We start from the raw sequence: 16,491 nt of genomic DNA, 5'->3' as shown, positions 1-16,491 counted from the left end.
GGGGCAACCGGTGCGCGATAAAACCGGGCCAGAACGGGGGCCCGGTCGCAGGTCTCTCACACTTAGCGGCAGTGCTGACCGAAAGTTTAGATCGAAACGGCGATTTATTTCGCGCAAACGTTGAAACCGCGCGCGGCGGGGTGCCGGGCGCGGTCCGAAGGGGCGAACCGGTGGCGGGCGGGCCGGTCAGCCGATCTGCTGCATGATCGAGATCAGCTTCTTCGCGTAATTGGGGTCGGTTGCGTAGCCGGCCTTCTGCATGCCGTGCGCGAAGCCTTCGACGCTGCGGCTCGCGCTCAGCACGCCCGCGTAGCGCGGATTGTTCTTCAGCAGGTTCGCGTAATCGGTCATCGCGTGCTCGTACGAGTCGTACGCGCGGAACTTCGCGACCACGCGGCGCGGCGTGCCGTTCACGTACTCGGTGGTCAGCGCCGACACGGTGCGGCCGGTCCAGCCCTTGTTCGCCTTGATGCCGAACACGTTGTAGCTGGTCGAGCCGTCCGCCGCGCGGATCTCGCGCTTGCCCCAGCCCGATTCGAGCGCGGCCTGGCCGACGATGAAACGCGCCGGGATGCCGGTCGTCGCACTGGCCGCCTGCGCGGGGGCCGCGAGCCGGTCGACGAACGCGTCCGCGTCCTGCACGCCGCTCGCGCCCTTCAGCGGCGGCGTCAGCGCGCTGCCGGCCGAATAGCCGCGCGCGCCGGCGAGCCCGCCGTTGTTCGCCGCGTTCGCATACGCCTTGGCCATCGCGTTCATCGCGGCGAGGCTGCCTTCGTTGCCGGCCGTGCCGAGGCCGCCGGCGCCCAGGCCGCCCGCGCCGACGTCGGCCGCCGTGTCGCTGCCCGCGCCGGCGCCCGCATTGCGCAGCAACTGCTTCATCAGCGCGTCGGCGACGCCGATCCCGCGCGTCGACATCTGTTGCGCGAGCTGCTGGTCGAGCATCGACGTGTACATCTTCGACGTATGCGAATCGAACAGCCCGCCGTCGGGCGACGCGTCGCGCATGCTCTTGAGCATCATCTGCGTGAACATCGCGTCGAACTGGCCGGCCACCGCCTTCGCGCCGGCCTGCGGCGACTGCTTCGCCTGCGCGCGCAGCGCATCGAAACCCTGCACGTCGAGCGCGAAGCGCTGCGTGAGGTCGTTTGCGTTGGGGAGCGTGGCTGCCATTTAGATGATCTCCAGATCGGCGCGCAGCGCGCCGGCCGCCTTCATCGCCTGCAGGATCGACATCAGGTCCGCGGGCGTCGCGCCGAGCGTGTTCAGCGCCTTCACGACGTCGGCGAGATTCGCGCCGGCCGTCACCATCTTCAGCGCGCCGTTGTCCTGCTTGAGCTGGATCTGCGACTGCTGCGCCACCACCGTCTGCCCGTTCGAGAACGGCCCCGGCTGCGACACCACCGGCTGCGTGTTGACGACCACCGACAGGTTGCCGTGCGCGACCGCGCAGCTTTGCAGCGTGACCATCTGGTTCATCACGATCGAGCCGGTGCGCGCGTTCAGGATCACCTTCGCGGCGGCCTTGTCCGGGCTCACGTCGAGGTTCTGCAGCCGCGCCATGAACGCGACCTGCTGCGCGGAGTCGGCCGGCGCCGCGAGCTGGATCGTGCGGCCGTCGAGCGCCGTCGCGGTGCCCGGGCCGAAGCTCGAATTGACCGCGGACACGATCCGCTGCGCGGTGCCGTAATCCATGTCGTTCAGTTGCAGTTGCAGCACGCCGTTCATCTGCGCGATCGCGTTCGGCACCGCACGCTCGACGATCGCGCCGCCGACGATCCGGCCGGCCGCGAGCTGGTTCACCTGCACGCGGCTGCCGTTCGCGCTCGCGCCCGCGCCGCCGACGGCCATGTTGCCCTGCGCGAGCGCATACACCTGCCCGTCCGCGCCCTTCAGCGGCGTGAGCAGCAGCGTGCCGCCGCGCAGGCTCTTCGCGTTGCCGAGCGACGACACGGTCACGTCGAGCGCCTCGCCCGGCCGCGCGAACGGCGGCAGCGTGGCCGTCACCATCACGGCCGCGACGTTCTTCAACTGCATGTTGTTCAGCGACGACGGGCCGCCGTTGGCCGAACCGTTGTTGATCGAGATGCCGAGGTTCGCGAGCATGTTCGCGAGCGTCTGCGTCGTGAACGGCGTCTGCATCGTCTGGTCGCCCGTGCCGTCGAGGCCGACGACGAGGCCATAGCCGATCAGCGGGTTGTCGCGCACGCCCTGGATCTGCGCGAGATCCTTCAGGCGCTCCGCGTGCGCGGGCGCGGCGCCGAGCACGCAGGCGGCCGCGAACGCGACGGCGAGCCGCGCGGCCGTCTGCGCGCGGGCCGACAGGCGGCCGAACAGGGTCGTCTGCATCGTCGTCACCACGGCGCGATGTTGAGGAAGAAGCGCTGCAGCCAGCCCATCGTCTCGGCTTCGTTGATGTAGCCCTTCGACGAGTATTCGATCTTCGCGTCGGCGACCTGCGTCGAATAGACCGAGTTCGCGCCCGAGATCGTGTTCGGGTTGACGACCCCCGAGAAGCGCACGAATTCGTTGCCCTGGTTGATCAGCATCTGCTTCTCGCCGCTCACCACGAGGTTGCCGTTCGGCAGCACGTTGGTGACGGTCACCGTGATCGTGCCGTTGAACGTGTTCGCCGCGCTCGCGCCGCCGGTGGCCGCGAACTTGTTCGCGCCGGTGGCCGACAGGTTCGCCTTCGCGAACAGCCCGCCGAGGAAGCCGGCCGTCGGCACGTTGAAGTCGGTGTTGCCCTGCCGGTTCGTGTTCGCGCCCGACGACTTCGTCGCGTTGATGTTCTCCGCGATCATGATCGTCAGGATGTCGCCGACGTTGCGCGGCCGCTGATCCTCGAACAGCGGCCGGCCCGCGTAGCCGGGGTTGTAGATCGAGCCGGGCGCCTGCATCGACATCGGCATCGGCGGCTGCGCCGTCATCGGCTGCTGGATGATCGGATCGCGCGGGATCTGCGCGCAACCGGCGAGCGCCGCCACCGCGACCGCGCAGGCGGCGCGGACGGTGGCTGACGAGGGGAGGCGAACCTGCTTCATGGCGACGACGGGACGTTCCGGTTAGCTCTTCATCTGCGTGACGGTCTGCAGCATCTGGTCGGACGTCGTCACGGCCTTGCTGTTGATCTCGTACGCACGCTGGGTCTGGATCATGTTGACGAGTTCCTGCACGACGTTCACGTTCGACGCCTCGACGTAGCCCTGGTTGAGCACGCCCGCGCCGTTCAGCCCCGGCTGCGACACGTTCGGCGCGCCCGACGACGTCGTTTCCGCGAACAGGTTCTCGCCCTTCGCCTCGAGGCCGGCCGGGTTGATGAAGGTCGCGATCTGCAGCGAGCCGATCTGCACCGCGTTGCTGGAGCCCGGCTGCGTGACCGACACGACGCCGTCCTTGCCGATCGTCAGCGACTGCGCGTTCTGCGGCACGGTGATCGCCGGCAGGACCTGGTAGCCGCTCGACGTGACGAGCTGGCCCTGCGCGTTGGTCTGGAACGACCCGTCGCGCGTGTACGCGTTGGTGCCGTCCGGCATCAGCACCTGGAAGAAGCCCGCGCCGTTGATCGCGACGTCCTTCGAGTTGCCGGTCTGCGTGAGGCCACCCTGCGTGTACAGGCGCTCGGTCGCGACCTGCTGCACGCCGGTGCCGAGCTGCAGGCCCGACGGCAGCTCGGTCTGCTGCGTCGAGTTCGCGCCCGGCTGGCGGATGGTCTGGTACAGCAGATCCTCGAACACCGCGCGCGACGCCTTGAAGCCGTTCGTGCTGGTGTTCGCAAGGTTGTTCGAAATCACGTCCATCTGCGCCTGCTGCGCATTCATGCCGGTGGCGGCGATGTAGAGCGAACGGTTCATGTTGAATCTTCTCCTGTAGCGAGGGCCTGGCCGCTCAGCTGAAGTTGAGCAGCTGGTTCGCCGTCTGCTCGTTCTGGTCGGCGGTCTGGATCAGCTTCGACTGAAGCTGGAACGCGCGCGCGTTGTCGATCATCGCGACCATCGCGGTCACCGGATTCACGTTGCTGCCTTCGAGCGAATTCGGCGTGACGACCACGTTCGGGTCGACGTCGGCCGGATTGCCGTCGGCGGTGCGGAACAGCCCGTCGTTGCCGCGCGTGAGCGTGGCCGGATCGGGGTTCACGAGCTTCATCTGGTCGACGATCGCGACCGCCGTCGGCGGGTCGCCCGGCATCAGCGCGGACACCGTGCCGTCCTTGCCGATCGTCACTTCCGCGTTCGGCGGCACCGAGATCGGGCCGCCGTTGCCGATCACCGGCAGGTTGCTCGCGTTGACGAGCTGGCCGTTTTCGTCGACGTGCAGGTTGCCGGCGCGCGTGTACGCCTCGCTGCCGTCGGCCGTCTGCACCGACAGCCAGCCGGGGCCCTGCACGGCGACGTCGAGCGGATTGCCGGTGCGCGTGATCGGACCCGGCGCGTAATCGGCGCCGGGCGTGGACGACAGCACGTAGGTACGCGTCGTCGCCGGGTCGACGTTGCTGCCGTCGCCGAAATTCATCGGCACCGCGCGATACGTCGCGAGCTGCGCGCGAAAACCCGTCGTCGACGCGTTCGCGAGATTGTTCGCGACGATCGCCTGCTGGTCGAGCGACTGCGACGCGCCCGTCATCGCCGTATAGATCAGTCGGTCCATGGCTGCCGGTTATCCGCGCTTACAGGTTGATGAGCGTCTGGTCGACGGTCTGCTGCGTCTTGATCGTCTGCGCGTTCGCCTGGTAGTTGCGCTGCGCGGTGATCAGGTTGACGAGCTGCGACGTGAGGTCGACGTTCGAGTTCTCGAGCGCGCTGCCCTGCAGCGTGCCGTGGTTCGTGCTGCCCGGCGCCGAGATCTGCGGCACGCCCGACGCGGCGGATTCCGCGTACTGGTTGCCGCCGAGGTTCACGAGCCCGTTCGGGTTGTTGAAGTTCGCGAGCGCGATCTGGCCGAGCACGGCGGTCTGGCCGTTCGAATAGTTGCCGGTCAGCTTGCCGTCGGTGCCGATCGAGTAGGTCGTCAGCGTGCCGCTCGCGTAGCCGTCCTGCGCGAGGTTGTTCACGCCGTCCTTGCCGCCGTACTGCGTCGTCCCGGTCAGGTCGAGCGTGAGCTGTTGCGGCGTCGCCGAGCCGTCGGTGTTCGGCACGGTGAACTGGAACTGGCCGAGCGATGCGGTCGGCGCGGCCGGCGTGCCGGTCGTCGTGCTCGAGATCGCCCCCGCCGAATTGAACGTGATCGTGCCGAGATCGGTCGTCGCGCCGCCCTGCACGCCCGCGTACGCTTCCCACGTGCCGGCCGCCGACTTCACGAAATACATGTTGACCGCCTGCGAACCGCCGAGCGAGTCGTACACCTGGATCGACGTCGAGTAGTTGTACGTCGTGTTGTCGGTCGCGCTGAACGGCGTCTTGGTCGGCACCGTATCTTGCGAGTTCAGGTTGAACTGGCCGTTGATCCTGGTCGTCGCGGTCGGCGCGATGTTGGTGGTCGGCGCCTGCAGCGGCACGGTCTGCGCGGTGTTGATCACGCCGTTCTTGTCGGCCATGTACCCCATCAGGTTCATGCCCTGCGCGTTGACGATGTAGCCGTTCTTGTCGCGCTGGAACGTGCCGTCGCGCGAGTACGTCGTCACGCCGTTGTTCGACATCTGGAAGAAGCCGTTGCCGTTGATCGCGACGTCGAGCGACGAGTTCGTCGTATTGATCGTGCCCTGGCCGAACTGCTGCTGCACCGAGTTCAGCGACGTGCCGATGCCGATCTGCGTGTTGACCGACGTCGCGACCGAGTTCGCGTACATGTCGGCGAACTGCGCGGTGCTCGACTTGAAGCCGACCGTGTTCGCGTTCGCGATGTTGTTGCCGATCACGTCGAGTGCGTTCGATGCGCCGGCGAGGCCGCTCAGACCCTGTTGATAACCCATTTCGGTCTCCGTTACGAGAAAGCTCGATCAGTTGGTGGTGGTGTCGCCGGACGAGGACGACTTGGTGTTCGGGAAGATCGACGCAACCTGGGTGAGCCCCACCGTCGTGCCGTTCGACAGCACCAGCCCCGCGGTGCCGTCCGCCTGCTTGATCACGCTCTGGACCTGCGACGCGGCCAGCACGGTCGGCGCGTAGGTCTTGCCGTCGGTGCCGGTGTACTGCGCGCTGACCGTGTAGTTGCCGTCCGGCAGCGCGTTGCCGGCCGCGTCGGTCGGGGTCCAGTTGAACGGCACGGTGCCGGCCGACTGCGCGCCCGCGTTGATCGTGTTCACGACGGCGCCCGCCGAGTTCTTCACGGTGATCGTCAGGTTCGACACGCTGCTCGTGAGCGACACGCCGAACGGCGACGCCGCGCCGCTCTTCACCGCGACGCCGTTGCCCGGCGCGAGCACGTTCGTGCCGATCAGCAGCGCGGCCTGCGTCTGCTGGCCGGCCGCGAGCTGTGTCGACAGCGACGTGAGCGACGTGTTCAGTTGCGCGATGCCGCTCACCGTGTTGATCTGCGCGAGCTGCGACGTCATCTGCGAGCTGTCCACCGGGCTCGTCGGATCCTGGTTCTGCAGCTGCGTGACGAGCAGCTTCAGGAACGTCGCCTGCAGGTCGCTCGCCGACGTGCCGTTGGTCGACGACACGTTGTTGGTGTTCATCGTGTCGGTCGGCAGCGTCGACACGCTGGTGCCGTTGCTGCCGATCGTCGTGTTGGAGGAAGTCATCCTGGGTGGCCTTGTGTCGGAACGGTCGGTCCGGGTCTCGGTATGGAAAGGTCGGGCGGCGCGCGGCTTACGAGCCGATCGTCAGCGTCTTGAGCATCAGCGTCTTCGCGGTGTTCAGCGTCTCGACGTTGGCCTGGTACGAGCGCGACGCCGAGATCATGTTCACCATCTCCTGCACCGGATCGACGTTCGGCATCTGCACGTAGCCGTTCGCGTCGGCGGCCGGGTTCGCCGGGTCGTACGTCGATTTCATCGGCGACGGGTCGTCCATCACCTTGGTCACGCGCACGCCGCCCACGCCCTGGCCGGACGCGGTGCGCGCGCCGCCGAGCGGATCGGTCGCGAACACGACCTGCTTGGCCTTGTACGGCTTGCCGTCGGGGCCGGTCGCGCTGTCGGCGTTCGCGAGGTTCGACGCGGTGACGTTCAGGCGCTGCGATTGCGCGGACAGCGCCGAACCGGCGACGCCGAAGATGTTCATCAACGAAGGCATGGAGGCTCCTTGTGCCGGGGTCCGGATTCGGAAACGGCGCTTACGAGTTCGTCGTGATCGCGGCGATCATCGCCTTGATCTGCTGGGTCATCACGGTCATCCCGGTTTCGTAGTGCAGCGCGTTGTTCGCGAACTGCACGCGCTCGACGTCGAGATCGACCGTGTTGCCGTCGAGCGACGGCTGCAACGGCATCCGGTATTGCGCGCGGCCGTAGTCGTCCGACGGGCCGCCGGTCGGGATCAGCTTCGCGGTGCCGGCCATGTGGCCCGGCGCCGTCGACACCATCGACATGCCGCTCGTCACGCCGGCCGGCTGCGCCATCGGCAGTTGCGCGGCATTGCTCGGCGCCAGGCCGCCGCTCGCCTGCTTCAGCGAGCGCGCGAGCGTCGACGCGAAATCGACGTCGCGGGCCTGGTAGCCGGGCGTGTCGGCGTTCGCGATGTTCGACGACAGCAGTTCCTGCCGGTAGGCGCGCACGTCGAGCGCCTGTCGGCCGAACGCGAATTCCGCATCGAGTTTGTCCAGCATGTGTGCGTCTCTCCGTATGAAGCGCTGCACGCCCCCCGCGCCGGATGGCGACCCGAGAGGCTTTTTTCCATGACAGCGATGGTAGGCGCGGGACGCAACCGGCAATCGGACGAATAACGCGGCAAAGCCCCCCTCTATTCATCGTTTGCGCGACGGCCCGGCTCCCTAGAATGCGAATCGGATCAACGGCTTCGAGGACACGGCAATGGCACGCAGCGCATTTCGCGAATACGCCGGACGCGGCACGCGCCTGCGCCGTGCGTTCGCGCTCGCCGCGGCGCTGTGGGCCGCGGTACCGGCCGCGCACGCGGACGACGGGACGATCGTGATTCCCGGCCGCGGCGAGACGGCGGAAACCGCGCTCGCGCATGCCAATGCGGCGAGCGGCGGGCAGTTCGGCGGGAAAGCGGGTACGGGCGCGGATGCGGCCATGGGTGGTGCGGCGGGTATCGCGGCGGGCGGTGCCGGCGGCATGGTCGGCACGGCCGGTGCAGCCGCTGGCGGCGCTTCCGGCATGCCCGGCGCCGTCGGCATGACCGCCAACGGCTACACGGCGCAGCCGGCCGGATCGATGGGGGCGACGAGCGTTCCGGCACCTGCGCCGGTACCGGCGCCAGCACCACGCCCCGTCTACGCCGCAGCCCGCGCGACTGCCGCAAACGCCGCTTACGGCGCACCGCGCGCCGTCGATCCCGGCGGCGTCGCGACCGTCGTTGCCGGCGCCGGTACCGCCGAATCCGCGTCGAATCCCCGGCAGGCGCTTGCCGCCCGCATCGCCGCGGCGCGCGCCGCTTCGTCCGCGCCGGCCCCGCATGCGCCGGCGGCGGCCGAGCCCGCGGCACCGCCGACGCCGCCCGGCCGGCAAGACCCCGAAACGATCCGGCGCGCGGCGCTCGCGTTCCTGCAGCAGCAGATCGCCGGCCTGCCCGGCAAGACCACCGCGACCGTCACGACCGCCTTTCCGCGTGGGCTCGCCGCGTGCACGACGCTCGAACCGTTCCTGCCGACCGGCGCGCGCCTGTGGGGCCGCACGACGGTCGGCGTGCGCTGCGCGGGCGAGCGGCCGTGGACCGTCTACCTGCAGGCGAAGGTCGCCGTGCAGGCCACCTATTACGTCGCCGCGCGCCAGATCGCGCCCGGCGAGCCGCTGTCCGCGGCCGACCTGGTCGCGCGCGACGGCGACCTGACGGTGCTGCCGCTCGCGGTGATCACCGATCCGGCGCAGGCGATCGGCGCGACCGCGCTCGCGCGCATCTCGGCCGGGCTGCCGCTGCGGCAGGACATGCTGAAGAGCGCGGCGTCGGTGTCGGCGGGCCAGACGGTGCGGGTCGTCGCGGCCGGCCCCGGCTTCACGATTTCGGCCGAGGGCAGCGCGCTCGCGAATGCGGCGCCGGGCCAGTCGGTGCGGGTGCGAATGGCGGCCGGGCAGATCGTCACCGCGATCGTCAAGGACGCCGGCACCGTCGAAATTCCGCTGTAGGGACGGATCGGCCGCAAGAATGTAAAGAATTGTTTATTCGGAGCATTTCGGGCTCGCGATGCTAAAGTTCGGGCCGACCCGGCCGTTATCTGGGTCAAACCGTACAGGAAACCCATCGTGAAGATCGATTCCACTCCGAAACCGAGCCCCCTCGCGCCGACCGGCACCGGCGCGGCCCGTGCGCAGTCCGGCACGGCCCAGTCGTCCGGGCAGGCAGCCGACGCAGGATCGACCGGCGGCGACACGACCGTGAACCTGTCGGGTCTGTCGGGCCAGCTGCGTTCGGTATCCGCGTCGGGCGACGCCGATATCGACACGGGCCTGGTCCAGTCGATCAAGGACGCGCTGAACGACGGCACGCTGACGATCGACGCGAACAAGATTGCCGACGGCGTATTGAACACCGCCCGCGAACTGCTGCAGCAGCAGCGCCCGCAGGGCAGCTAATCCCGGCCTCGTGGCCGGTTCAACCGGTTTGCCGGCGCGCGCAGCACTGCACGCACCGGCGTGACGAGCATGACGCGATGAGAGAAGAGCTGCTGGCCACGGTCAACGACGAACACGCGACGGTCGAAGCGTTCGCGTCCCTGCTCGTCTACGAGGAAAAGGCGCTGACGACGGCCGAGCCGCTCGAGATGCTGCCCGGGATCGTCGAGAAGAAAAGCGAGCTGATCGACCGGCTCGCGCAGCTCGAACGCACGCGCGACACGCAGCTTTCCGCGCTCGGCTTTCCGGCCGGCAAGAAAGGCATGGACCAGGCGGCCGAGCGCGATGCGCGCCTCGCGAGCCGCTGGCAACTGCTGCAACAGGCCGCCGAACGCGCGCGCCAGGCCAATGCGAACAACGGGATGCTGATCCGGATCCGGATGGACTACAACGAGCGCGCGCTCGCGGTGCTGCGCTCGGCGCCCGCGCCGGCCGGCGTGTACGGCCCCGACGGACGCGTCTCGGCGCTGACGCGCTGACGCGCTGACGTCGCGCCGCGCGGCCGCCCGGCGACCGCGCCCCCGCCCTCCCCGTCGTTACAACAGCGGACACGCGGTGACCTGCGTGCCGCGCTCCACGCACAGCCGCTCGTAGTCGCGCAGATACGCGCGCTCGGCGTCGTCCAGCAGGTCGAGATCGATCAGATCCCAGTCGTAGCCGACCGTCACGACGTTCTCGAACGTCACGGTGCCCGGCTGCGCGTCGTCCGGCCGCACGATCACGATGTTCTCGATCCGCACGCCGCCCTTGCCCGGCAGGTAGATCCCCGGCTCGACCGAAATCACCGCATTCGGCACCAGCCCGTACCGCGCGCCCGGCGCGAACCGCACGCCGCCCTCGTGTACGTGAATCCCGACGCCGTGCCCGGTGCCGTGGCCGAAATCGTAGCCATGATCGCGACACACCTGCCGCACCAGCGCATCGACGTCGCCGCCCGTCGCGCTTGCCGGAAAGCGCGCGACGAGGCCCTTGATGCAGGCCTTCAGCGCGACCGTGTAAATCTCGCGCTGCCACGGCTGTGCGACCGTGTCCGGCCGCGTGCGGCGCAGCACCACGCGCGTGCAGTCCGTCGCGAAGCCGGCTTCGTAGTACGCGCCGCTGTCGAGCAGCACGAGTTCGCCTTCGGTCAGCTCGACATCGGCGCTCGCCGCCGTGTAATGCGCGAACGCGCTGTTCGCGCCGTTCGCCGCGATCGACGGAAAGGACAACGCGACCGCCGAGCGTGCGCCGTACGCGTCGTTGATCGTGCGTGCGAGGTCGTACTCGGTGTGGCGCACGCCCGGCTCGCCGGTCTTCGCCCAGCGCATCGTCTCGGCGATCGCCGCGCAGCTGCGCGCGAACGCGTCGCGAACGCGCTCGAGCACCGCCGGCGTCTTGCTCGCCCGCATCGCTTCGACCGGGTTGAAATCGGCATGCCGCGCGTGCGGCCACACCCGCTTCACCGCGTCGACGAGCGCGCAGTTCACCGATTCGAAGCCATAGCACACGTGCTCGACCGCGAACTGCGCGAGGAAGCGCTCGAGCGCGGCGACGTCGCGGCGGATCACGTGCAGCGCCGGATACGAAGCGAGCGCGACCTCGCAGCGGTCGCAGCCTTCCGGCAAGAACAGCGCCACCTGATCGCCGATCGCGAACAGGAAGCCGAGGTGCGACGACGCATTCGGGATGTGATAGCCGCGGCTGTTCAGCAGATACGCGAGATCGTCCGATGCGCAGGTGAAGAACGCGGTCGCGCCGTCCGCCGCGCCGGTATGCGCGGCGAGCTGCCGGTTCAGCGCGTCGAGGTTCTGCGCGACGCTCACGCCGGTCACCGTTGCCGGGATCTCGAAGATCGGCCGCTCGACGTTCCAGCCCGGCAGCGCGATCGCGCGATCGATCTCGCGATCGGCGAGGCTCGCCCAGTCGAGCGACGCGGCCTGCGTCTCATCGAACAGCCGGTCGCGCTGCGCGACGCTGATCCGCCGCGCGTCGTAGCCGACCCGCGCGAGCCGGCTCGCGTGCACGACCAGCCAGTCGGCCATCGCCTGCCAGATCGTCACGTCGATGCCGAGCTTCTCCACCCGCACGCGCGCCGGATCGCACTGCTCGTCGGCCTGGAAGTGATAGCGGCCGTCGACGAACAGCACGAACGGCGGCACGCCGAGCGCCTGCGCGGTCGCCGCGCTCAGGAAGATCCCGCAGCCGGCCGAGCCGTCGAAGCCGGACACCGCGTAGCGCGGGTTGTTGCTGCGCGGCAGGTACTCGGTCACGTATTCGTCCTGCGACGTGATCAGCACCGCGTCGAGTCGCGCGGCATCGAGCAGGCGCGACAGGCCGGCCTGGGTCTCGGCGACGGACGCGTCGTACGGGGGAAGGCCGGAAAAGCTGTATTTCAGTCGATCGATCATCGGATGCCCGTTATTCATTGTTGTCGGCGGCCGGCGGCGCGTCGCGGCATCGCGCCTGCCCGCCCGCGCACGTCGCCGCGGCCCGGGTCGCGCATGGCGCGACGCGCGGCCGGGCCGCGCCGCGCCGCGATTCCGGCGGCCGCCCTCGGGAAATTTTCGTCTCACTTAACTTTGTTTGATGCGCGACAGAATCTAGAGCAGGCCGAAATCGAGGTCAAGCCAAAATTTTCGTAGGACTAAAATCGGCGCGTGGCCTGCGGATCCCGGCACAACGCCGATTCGCGCGGCGATGCCGCGCGGTACAATGCGCCGGCCTCCGCCCCGGCGACCGCCCCGCCGCTGCGCCCGCGCCCCGACTCGTTGCCACGAAAGAGATTCATGGATTCAGACCTCATGCGTATCGGCCAGCGCATTCGCCGCCTGCGCCGGGAAGCGAAGAAGACGCTGCTGGAAGTCGCGACCGAGGCGAACCTGTCGGTCGGGTTCCTGTCGCAAGTCGAGCGCCATCTGACGGGCATCTCGCTGTCGTCGCTCGTCAACGTCGCGAAGGCGCTGGGCGTGCCGCTCGGCACGCTGATCGCGCAGCCGCGCCAGGCGCAGCCCGATTCGCACGAGGGCAGCCGCAAGCCGTACGCGCTCGACGCCGCGTCGCAGTGGTACGAGCGGCTGTCCACCACGTTCGACGGCAGCCAGATCAATGCACTGAAGGTGCAGATGATGGAAGGCTACCGGTCGGAATGGGTCGCGCATGGCGGCGACGAATTCGTGTACGTGCTGGCCGGCCGCATCTGCTACACGGTCGGCAAGAAGAATTACCCGCTGGCGCCCGGCGATTCGCTGCACTTCGACGCGCGCAAGCGGCATCGCGTGGCCAATGTCGGCGACGGGCCGGCCGAGCTGATCACCGTCAGCACGCTGCCGCTGTTCGACGACAGTTCGGCGGAATCCGTGTCCGCGACGGCGGAAATCAGGCAGTCGAAGCCCGGCAAGTCGCGCGCGGGCCGCCGCGCGCCGGCGCCCAAACGGGATGATCGCGACGCTGCCGCGGCACGGCCGTCCAAGGTCGACGCAGCCGACAAGAAGGTATCGGCGAAACCGCGCGCGGCCGCCGGCAAACGCCCGGCGGCCGCGACGCCGGCGCGCAACAAGAAACCGTAACGGCCGACGGGCGCACATGCCGCGCGCGCGGTCGCGCGCCGACTATTCGCCGATCGCGAGCGCCTGCGCGACGGCCTGGATCCGCGCGCGATGCACGGCTTCCTTGATCTTCTCCGTGTCGGCGCCGATGCCGCGCGCGATCGCGCCGGCATCGACGCTGCGCGCGGCCGCGAGCGCGACGCGCAACCGCTCGGCCTGCGGATACGGCTGCGCATCGAGCCCGAGCCGGCCGCGCGCATCCGCTTCGCAGGCTTGCAGCAGCTCGGCGAAGCGCGCCGGCTTGCGCAGCGCGTCGCTGCGCTCGAAGAGCCGCACCAGCGCGGCCGCGCCCATTTCCATCACGCGATGCAGGTTGCCGTGCTCGCGCGCGACCACCAGCGCGAGATCGCGACATTCGTTCGGCACGCGCAGCCGCTCGCACAACGGCTTGAGCAGCTCGACGCTGCGGCTTTCGTGGCCGACGTGGCGCGGCAGCACGTCCGCGGGCGTCGTCCCCTTGCCGAGATCGTGCGTGAGCGCCGCGAAGCGCACCGCCAGCGAATAGCCCTGCTTCGCCGCGTAGTCGACGACCATCATCACGTGCACGCCGGTGTCGACTTCCGGGTGGTAATCGGCGCGCTGCGGCACGCCCCACAGCGCGTTCACCTCGGGCAGGATGCGCGCGAGCGCGCCGCAGTCGCGCAGCACCGCGAACATCCGCGACGGCTTCGCCTCCATCAGCCCGCGCGCGATCTCCTGCCATACGCGTTCGGGCACGAGCGCGTCGACCTCGCCCGCGTCGACCATCCGCCGCATCAGCGCGAGCGTTTCGTTTGCGACCGTGAAATCCGCGAACCGCGCGGCGAAGCGCGCAATGCGCAGGATCCGCACCGGATCCTCGACGAACGCGTCGCTCACGTGCCGGAACACGCGCGCGCGCAGGTCGGCCTGCCCGTCGAACGGATCGATCACCGGGCCGACCAGCGCGCCCTCCGGGCTCACCTCGCGCGCCATCGCGTTGATCGTCAGGTCGCGCCGCGCGAGATCCTCGTCGAGCGTCACGTCCGGCGCGTAATGGAACTGGAAGCCGTGATAGCCGGCCGCCGTCTTGCGCTCGGTACGCGCCAGCGCGTATTCCTCCTGCGTCTGCGGATGCAGGAACACCGGGAAATCCTTGCCGACCGGCCGGAAGCCCTGCGCGGTCATCTGCTCGGGCGTCGCGCCGACCACCACGTAGTCGCGGTCCTGCACCGGCACGCCGAGCAATTCGTCGCGGATCGCTCCGCCCACTGCGTAGATGTTCATGGCTGGGGTTCGTAGTCGGCGATCACGTTGGTTTCGCGGCGCGCGGCATCGATCCACCGCTGTACCGCCGGCAGCGCCGTCACGCGCGCCGCATAGCCGGCCGCCTCCGGCGACAGCGCCGGCGCATACGTGTTGAAGCGCATCACGACGGGCGCATACATCGCATCGGCGATCCCGAATTCGCCGAACAGGAACGGCCCGCCCGATGCCGCGATGCATTCGCTCCACAGCGCGTCGATGCGCGCGACGTCGGCGAGCGCCTCGGGCGTCGCGCCGCGCCCCGGCATCGACGCGCGGATGCTCATGCCCATCTGCGTGCGCAGCGCCGCGAAGCCCGAATGCATCTCGGCGGACACGCAGCGCGCACGCGCACGCGCGAGCGGGTCGGCCGGCCACATCGGGAATTGCGGATAGCGCTCGGCGAGCGTCTCGGCGATCGCGAGCGAATCCCAGATCGCCATGCCGTGATCGTCGATCAGGCACGGCACCTTGCCGGTCGGCGAGTATTCGCGGATGCGCGCGGCCGAGTCGTCGCGGCGCAGCTCGACCACGATCTCGTCGAACGGGATGCCGAAATGCGCGAGCAGCAGCCACGGCCGCATCGACCACGACGAGTAGTTCTTGTCTCCGATGACGAGCTTCATGATGGGGTTCCGAAAAACGCAAAAAAGAAAAAGTCCGACTCGCGGCGCCGCGCGTGCGCTAGCGACGCGAGCGGAACCAGTCGAACCGCGAGCGCCTGGTCGCTTCGCCGAGATACGCGGGCGCAATGCTTTCCAGACTCGCGGGCGAGATCCCGAGTTCCGGCGCGAGCGGCCCCGACAGCACGTTCGGCACCGACATCGTCGCGAGATTGTCGCGCGTGAGCACCGGCTCGCCGGGCAGGCATTCGAACACGCTCGCCTGCAGCCGCGCAAGCGCGTCGGGCAGCCGCACGATGCGTGCCTGCCGGCCGACCAGCGTGCCGCAATAGCGCACCAGTTGCTCGAGCGTGTAGACGGTCGGGCCGCCGAGTTCGTAAGTCTTGCCGTGCGCGGCCGCGAGATCGAGCGTGTTGACGAACGCGCGCACGACATCGCCGACGAATACCGGCTGGAAGCGCGCGTCGGGCATCGCGAGCGGCAGCACGGGCACCGTGCGCTGCAGGTTCGCGAACGTGTTGAGGAATGCGTCGCCCGGGCCGAACACGACCGACGGACGGAAGATCGTCAGCGCGAGCGAATCGGTGGCCGCGACCGCATGCAGCGCGGCTTCGCCGTCGCCCTTCGAGCGCTGGTACATGCTCGCGCCGTGCGAATCGGCGCCGAGCGCGCTCATGTGCAGCACGCGCCGCACGCCGACCTCGACGCATGCCGCGGCCAGCGCGGCCGGCAGCGCGACGTGCGCGCGCTCGAAGCCCGGCCCGTACGGCGTGCCGCGGCCGCCGTGCAGCACGCCGATCAGGTTGATCGCCGCGTGCGCGCCGGCGACGAAGCGCGCGAGCGTGCGCGTATCGAGCGCATCGAGTTCGACGATGTCGACCGGCAGCATCTGCAGATGGCGCGCGTGGTCGCGCCGCCGCGTGCCGATCCGCACGTGCTTGCCGGCCTCGATCAGCGCATTGACGAGCCGGCTGCCGATGAAGCCGGTACCGCCCAGCAGCGCGACGGTCTGGCGATCCATGGTCGGGAGCTCCAAGGGGCTGTTCACGCTAATAACGGGCTTGCGCTGGCCGCCAGAAGGGCCGAGCGCAAGGATTGCGACGCTGCGAATACTCGACGTATTCGCAAGGAGCATGACGCAGCGATCGGCCCTTCTGGCGGCCAGCCCCATTCATGATTTTCTCCGGTCAGGGGAACGAGGCTGGCCGGCCGCATTGCGGCGTCGCGCGTCGCTTGTTTGGCTCGGCCAAACGGCGCGCCTTGCTTCTTGCACTGCAGCCGGCCAGCCTCGTTCGCAAGCCCGTTATTAGCGTGAACAGCCCCTTAAACACTGCCGCGTCTCGCGCGGCAGTTC

The 16,491-nt window shown here is 69.1% G+C and carries 17 protein-coding genes; 4 read left to right on the top strand and 13 right to left on the bottom strand.

Features of this window, described 5'->3' with window-relative positions:
• Positions 1 to 186 precede the first annotated feature (186 nt).
• The 9 genes from flgJ to flgB all read right to left on the bottom strand — a co-directional run bounded on the left by flgJ (position 187) and on the right by flgB (position 7,701).
• On the bottom strand, positions 187 to 1,170 hold the full coding sequence (gene flgJ, locus WS96_RS14255; protein WP_059833283.1) for a flagellar assembly peptidoglycan hydrolase FlgJ: 984 nt from the start codon (positions 1,168 to 1,170) through the stop codon (positions 187 to 189).
• Positions 1,171 to 2,346: a flagellar basal body P-ring protein FlgI gene (locus WS96_RS14250; RefSeq protein ID WP_059833314.1), complete on the bottom strand. Its 1,176-nt coding sequence runs from the start codon at positions 2,344 to 2,346 to the stop codon at positions 1,171 to 1,173.
• Positions 2,347 to 2,351: 5 nt separating this feature from the next.
• Positions 2,352 to 3,041 carry a flagellar basal body L-ring protein FlgH gene (gene flgH, locus WS96_RS14245; RefSeq protein WP_034208600.1) on the bottom strand — a complete coding sequence of 230 codons (690 nt, stop codon included), beginning with the start codon at positions 3,039 to 3,041 and terminating at the stop codon, positions 2,352 to 2,354.
• 21 nt (positions 3,042 to 3,062) lie between these two features.
• On the bottom strand, positions 3,063 to 3,851 hold the full coding sequence (gene flgG / locus WS96_RS14240) for a flagellar basal-body rod protein FlgG (RefSeq protein WP_006485706.1): 789 nt from the start codon (positions 3,849 to 3,851) through the stop codon (positions 3,063 to 3,065).
• 34 nt (positions 3,852 to 3,885) lie between these two features.
• The gene (flgF, locus tag WS96_RS14235; RefSeq protein ID WP_059833281.1) at positions 3,886 to 4,644 is read right to left on the bottom strand and encodes a flagellar basal-body rod protein FlgF; all 759 of its coding nucleotides are present in this window, start codon (positions 4,642 to 4,644) and stop codon (positions 3,886 to 3,888) included.
• Between the two features lie 19 nt (positions 4,645 to 4,663).
• The gene (flgE, locus tag WS96_RS14230; RefSeq protein WP_059833279.1) at positions 4,664 to 5,905 is read right to left on the bottom strand and encodes a flagellar hook protein FlgE; all 1,242 of its coding nucleotides are present in this window, start codon (positions 5,903 to 5,905) and stop codon (positions 4,664 to 4,666) included.
• Positions 5,906 to 5,932: 27 nt separating this feature from the next.
• Entirely contained in the window at positions 5,933 to 6,679 is a 747-nt protein-coding gene (locus WS96_RS14225; protein ID WP_059833277.1) for a flagellar hook assembly protein FlgD, read from the bottom strand.
• Between the two features lie 67 nt (positions 6,680 to 6,746).
• On the bottom strand, positions 6,747 to 7,172 hold the full coding sequence (flgC, locus tag WS96_RS14220) for a flagellar basal body rod protein FlgC (RefSeq protein WP_006477560.1): 426 nt from the start codon (positions 7,170 to 7,172) through the stop codon (positions 6,747 to 6,749).
• Positions 7,173 to 7,212: 40 nt separating this feature from the next.
• Complete coding sequence (gene flgB / locus WS96_RS14215; RefSeq protein WP_034208605.1) at positions 7,213 to 7,701, bottom strand: flagellar basal body rod protein FlgB; 489 nt, start codon at positions 7,699 to 7,701, stop codon at positions 7,213 to 7,215.
• A gap of 205 nt (positions 7,702 to 7,906) precedes the next feature.
• Here flgB and flgA point away from each other — a divergent pair, with 205 nt between their 5' ends.
• The 3 genes from flgA (at position 7,907) to WS96_RS14200 (ending at position 10,146) form a co-directional block, all read left to right on the top strand.
• Positions 7,907 to 9,181, top strand: coding sequence for a flagellar basal body P-ring formation chaperone FlgA (flgA, locus tag WS96_RS14210; protein WP_059833274.1), 1,275 nt, complete (start codon positions 7,907 to 7,909; stop codon positions 9,179 to 9,181).
• 117 nt (positions 9,182 to 9,298) lie between these two features.
• Complete coding sequence (flgM, locus tag WS96_RS14205) at positions 9,299 to 9,628, top strand: flagellar biosynthesis anti-sigma factor FlgM (protein ID WP_059500634.1); 330 nt, start codon at positions 9,299 to 9,301, stop codon at positions 9,626 to 9,628.
• 77 nt (positions 9,629 to 9,705) lie between these two features.
• Positions 9,706 to 10,146 carry a flagella synthesis protein FlgN gene (locus WS96_RS14200; RefSeq protein ID WP_059833273.1) on the top strand — a complete coding sequence of 147 codons (441 nt, stop codon included), beginning with the start codon at positions 9,706 to 9,708 and terminating at the stop codon, positions 10,144 to 10,146.
• 57 nt (positions 10,147 to 10,203) lie between these two features.
• Here WS96_RS14200 and WS96_RS14195 read toward each other — a convergent pair whose 3' ends face one another.
• Positions 10,204 to 12,054: a M24 family metallopeptidase gene (locus WS96_RS14195; RefSeq protein ID WP_059833271.1), complete on the bottom strand. Its 1,851-nt coding sequence runs from the start codon at positions 12,052 to 12,054 to the stop codon at positions 10,204 to 10,206.
• Between the two features lie 378 nt (positions 12,055 to 12,432).
• Between WS96_RS14195 and WS96_RS14190 the strand changes: the two genes are divergently transcribed.
• Positions 12,433 to 13,212 carry a helix-turn-helix domain-containing protein gene (locus WS96_RS14190; RefSeq protein WP_059833270.1) on the top strand — a complete coding sequence of 260 codons (780 nt, stop codon included), beginning with the start codon at positions 12,433 to 12,435 and terminating at the stop codon, positions 13,210 to 13,212.
• A 42-nt stretch (positions 13,213 to 13,254) separates the two neighbouring features.
• Here WS96_RS14190 and WS96_RS14185 read toward each other — a convergent pair whose 3' ends face one another.
• Genes WS96_RS14185 through WS96_RS14175 form a run of 3 tightly spaced genes read right to left on the bottom strand, consistent with a single transcriptional unit; the run spans position 13,255 to position 16,158 of the window.
• Positions 13,255 to 14,496, bottom strand: a complete 1,242-nt coding sequence (locus tag WS96_RS14185) for a multifunctional CCA addition/repair protein (RefSeq protein ID WP_059833268.1) — start codon at positions 14,494 to 14,496, stop codon at positions 13,255 to 13,257.
• Positions 14,493 to 15,140: a glutathione S-transferase family protein gene (locus tag WS96_RS14180; RefSeq protein ID WP_059833267.1), complete on the bottom strand. Its 648-nt coding sequence runs from the start codon at positions 15,138 to 15,140 to the stop codon at positions 14,493 to 14,495. Before WS96_RS14180 ends, WS96_RS14185 begins: the two co-directional genes overlap by 4 nt.
• A 58-nt stretch (positions 15,141 to 15,198) precedes the next feature.
• Positions 15,199 to 16,158, bottom strand: a complete 960-nt coding sequence (locus tag WS96_RS14175; protein WP_059833265.1) for a complex I NDUFA9 subunit family protein — start codon at positions 16,156 to 16,158, stop codon at positions 15,199 to 15,201.
• Between the last annotated feature and the right edge of the window lie 333 nt (positions 16,159 to 16,491).

This window comes from Burkholderia sp. MSMB1835, from assembly GCF_001526365.1.
Taxonomy (GTDB): Bacteria; Pseudomonadota; Gammaproteobacteria; order Burkholderiales; family Burkholderiaceae; genus Burkholderia.
The sequence above is the reverse complement of the archived record's forward strand: the minus strand, read 5'-3'. Positions and strand labels throughout refer to the sequence as shown.

What these genes read in the sequence shown, in the direction of transcription:
- flgJ (WP_059833283.1), bottom strand. Translation starts at nt 1,170, where the DNA reads ATGGCAGCCACGCTCCCCAACGCAAACGACCTCACGCAGCGCTTCGCG.
- WS96_RS14250 (WP_059833314.1), bottom strand. Translation starts at nt 2,346, where the DNA reads ATGCAGACGACCCTGTTCGGCCGCCTGTCGGCCCGCGCGCAGACGGCC.
- flgH (WP_034208600.1), bottom strand. Translation starts at nt 3,041, where the DNA reads ATGAAGCAGGTTCGCCTCCCCTCGTCAGCCACCGTCCGCGCCGCCTGC.
- flgG (WP_006485706.1), bottom strand. Translation starts at nt 3,851, where the DNA reads ATGAACCGTTCGCTCTACATCGCCGCCACCGGCATGAATGCGCAGCAG.
- flgF (WP_059833281.1), bottom strand. Translation starts at nt 4,644, where the DNA reads ATGGACCGACTGATCTATACGGCGATGACGGGCGCGTCGCAGTCGCTC.
- flgE (WP_059833279.1), bottom strand. Translation starts at nt 5,905, where the DNA reads ATGGGTTATCAACAGGGTCTGAGCGGCCTCGCCGGCGCATCGAACGCA.
- WS96_RS14225 (WP_059833277.1), bottom strand. Translation starts at nt 6,679, where the DNA reads ATGACTTCCTCCAACACGACGATCGGCAGCAACGGCACCAGCGTGTCG.
- flgC (WP_006477560.1), bottom strand. Translation starts at nt 7,172, where the DNA reads ATGCCTTCGTTGATGAACATCTTCGGCGTCGCCGGTTCGGCGCTGTCC.
- flgB (WP_034208605.1), bottom strand. Translation starts at nt 7,701, where the DNA reads ATGCTGGACAAACTCGATGCGGAATTCGCGTTCGGCCGACAGGCGCTC.
- flgA (WP_059833274.1), top strand. Translation starts at nt 7,907, where the DNA reads ATGGCACGCAGCGCATTTCGCGAATACGCCGGACGCGGCACGCGCCTG.
- WS96_RS14200 (WP_059833273.1), top strand. Translation starts at nt 9,706, where the DNA reads ATGAGAGAAGAGCTGCTGGCCACGGTCAACGACGAACACGCGACGGTC.
- WS96_RS14195 (WP_059833271.1), bottom strand. Translation starts at nt 12,054, where the DNA reads ATGATCGATCGACTGAAATACAGCTTTTCCGGCCTTCCCCCGTACGAC.
- WS96_RS14190 (WP_059833270.1), top strand. Translation starts at nt 12,433, where the DNA reads ATGGATTCAGACCTCATGCGTATCGGCCAGCGCATTCGCCGCCTGCGC.
- WS96_RS14185 (WP_059833268.1), bottom strand. Translation starts at nt 14,496, where the DNA reads ATGAACATCTACGCAGTGGGCGGAGCGATCCGCGACGAATTGCTCGGC.
- WS96_RS14180 (WP_059833267.1), bottom strand. Translation starts at nt 15,140, where the DNA reads ATGAAGCTCGTCATCGGAGACAAGAACTACTCGTCGTGGTCGATGCGG.
- WS96_RS14175 (WP_059833265.1), bottom strand. Translation starts at nt 16,158, where the DNA reads ATGGATCGCCAGACCGTCGCGCTGCTGGGCGGTACCGGCTTCATCGGC.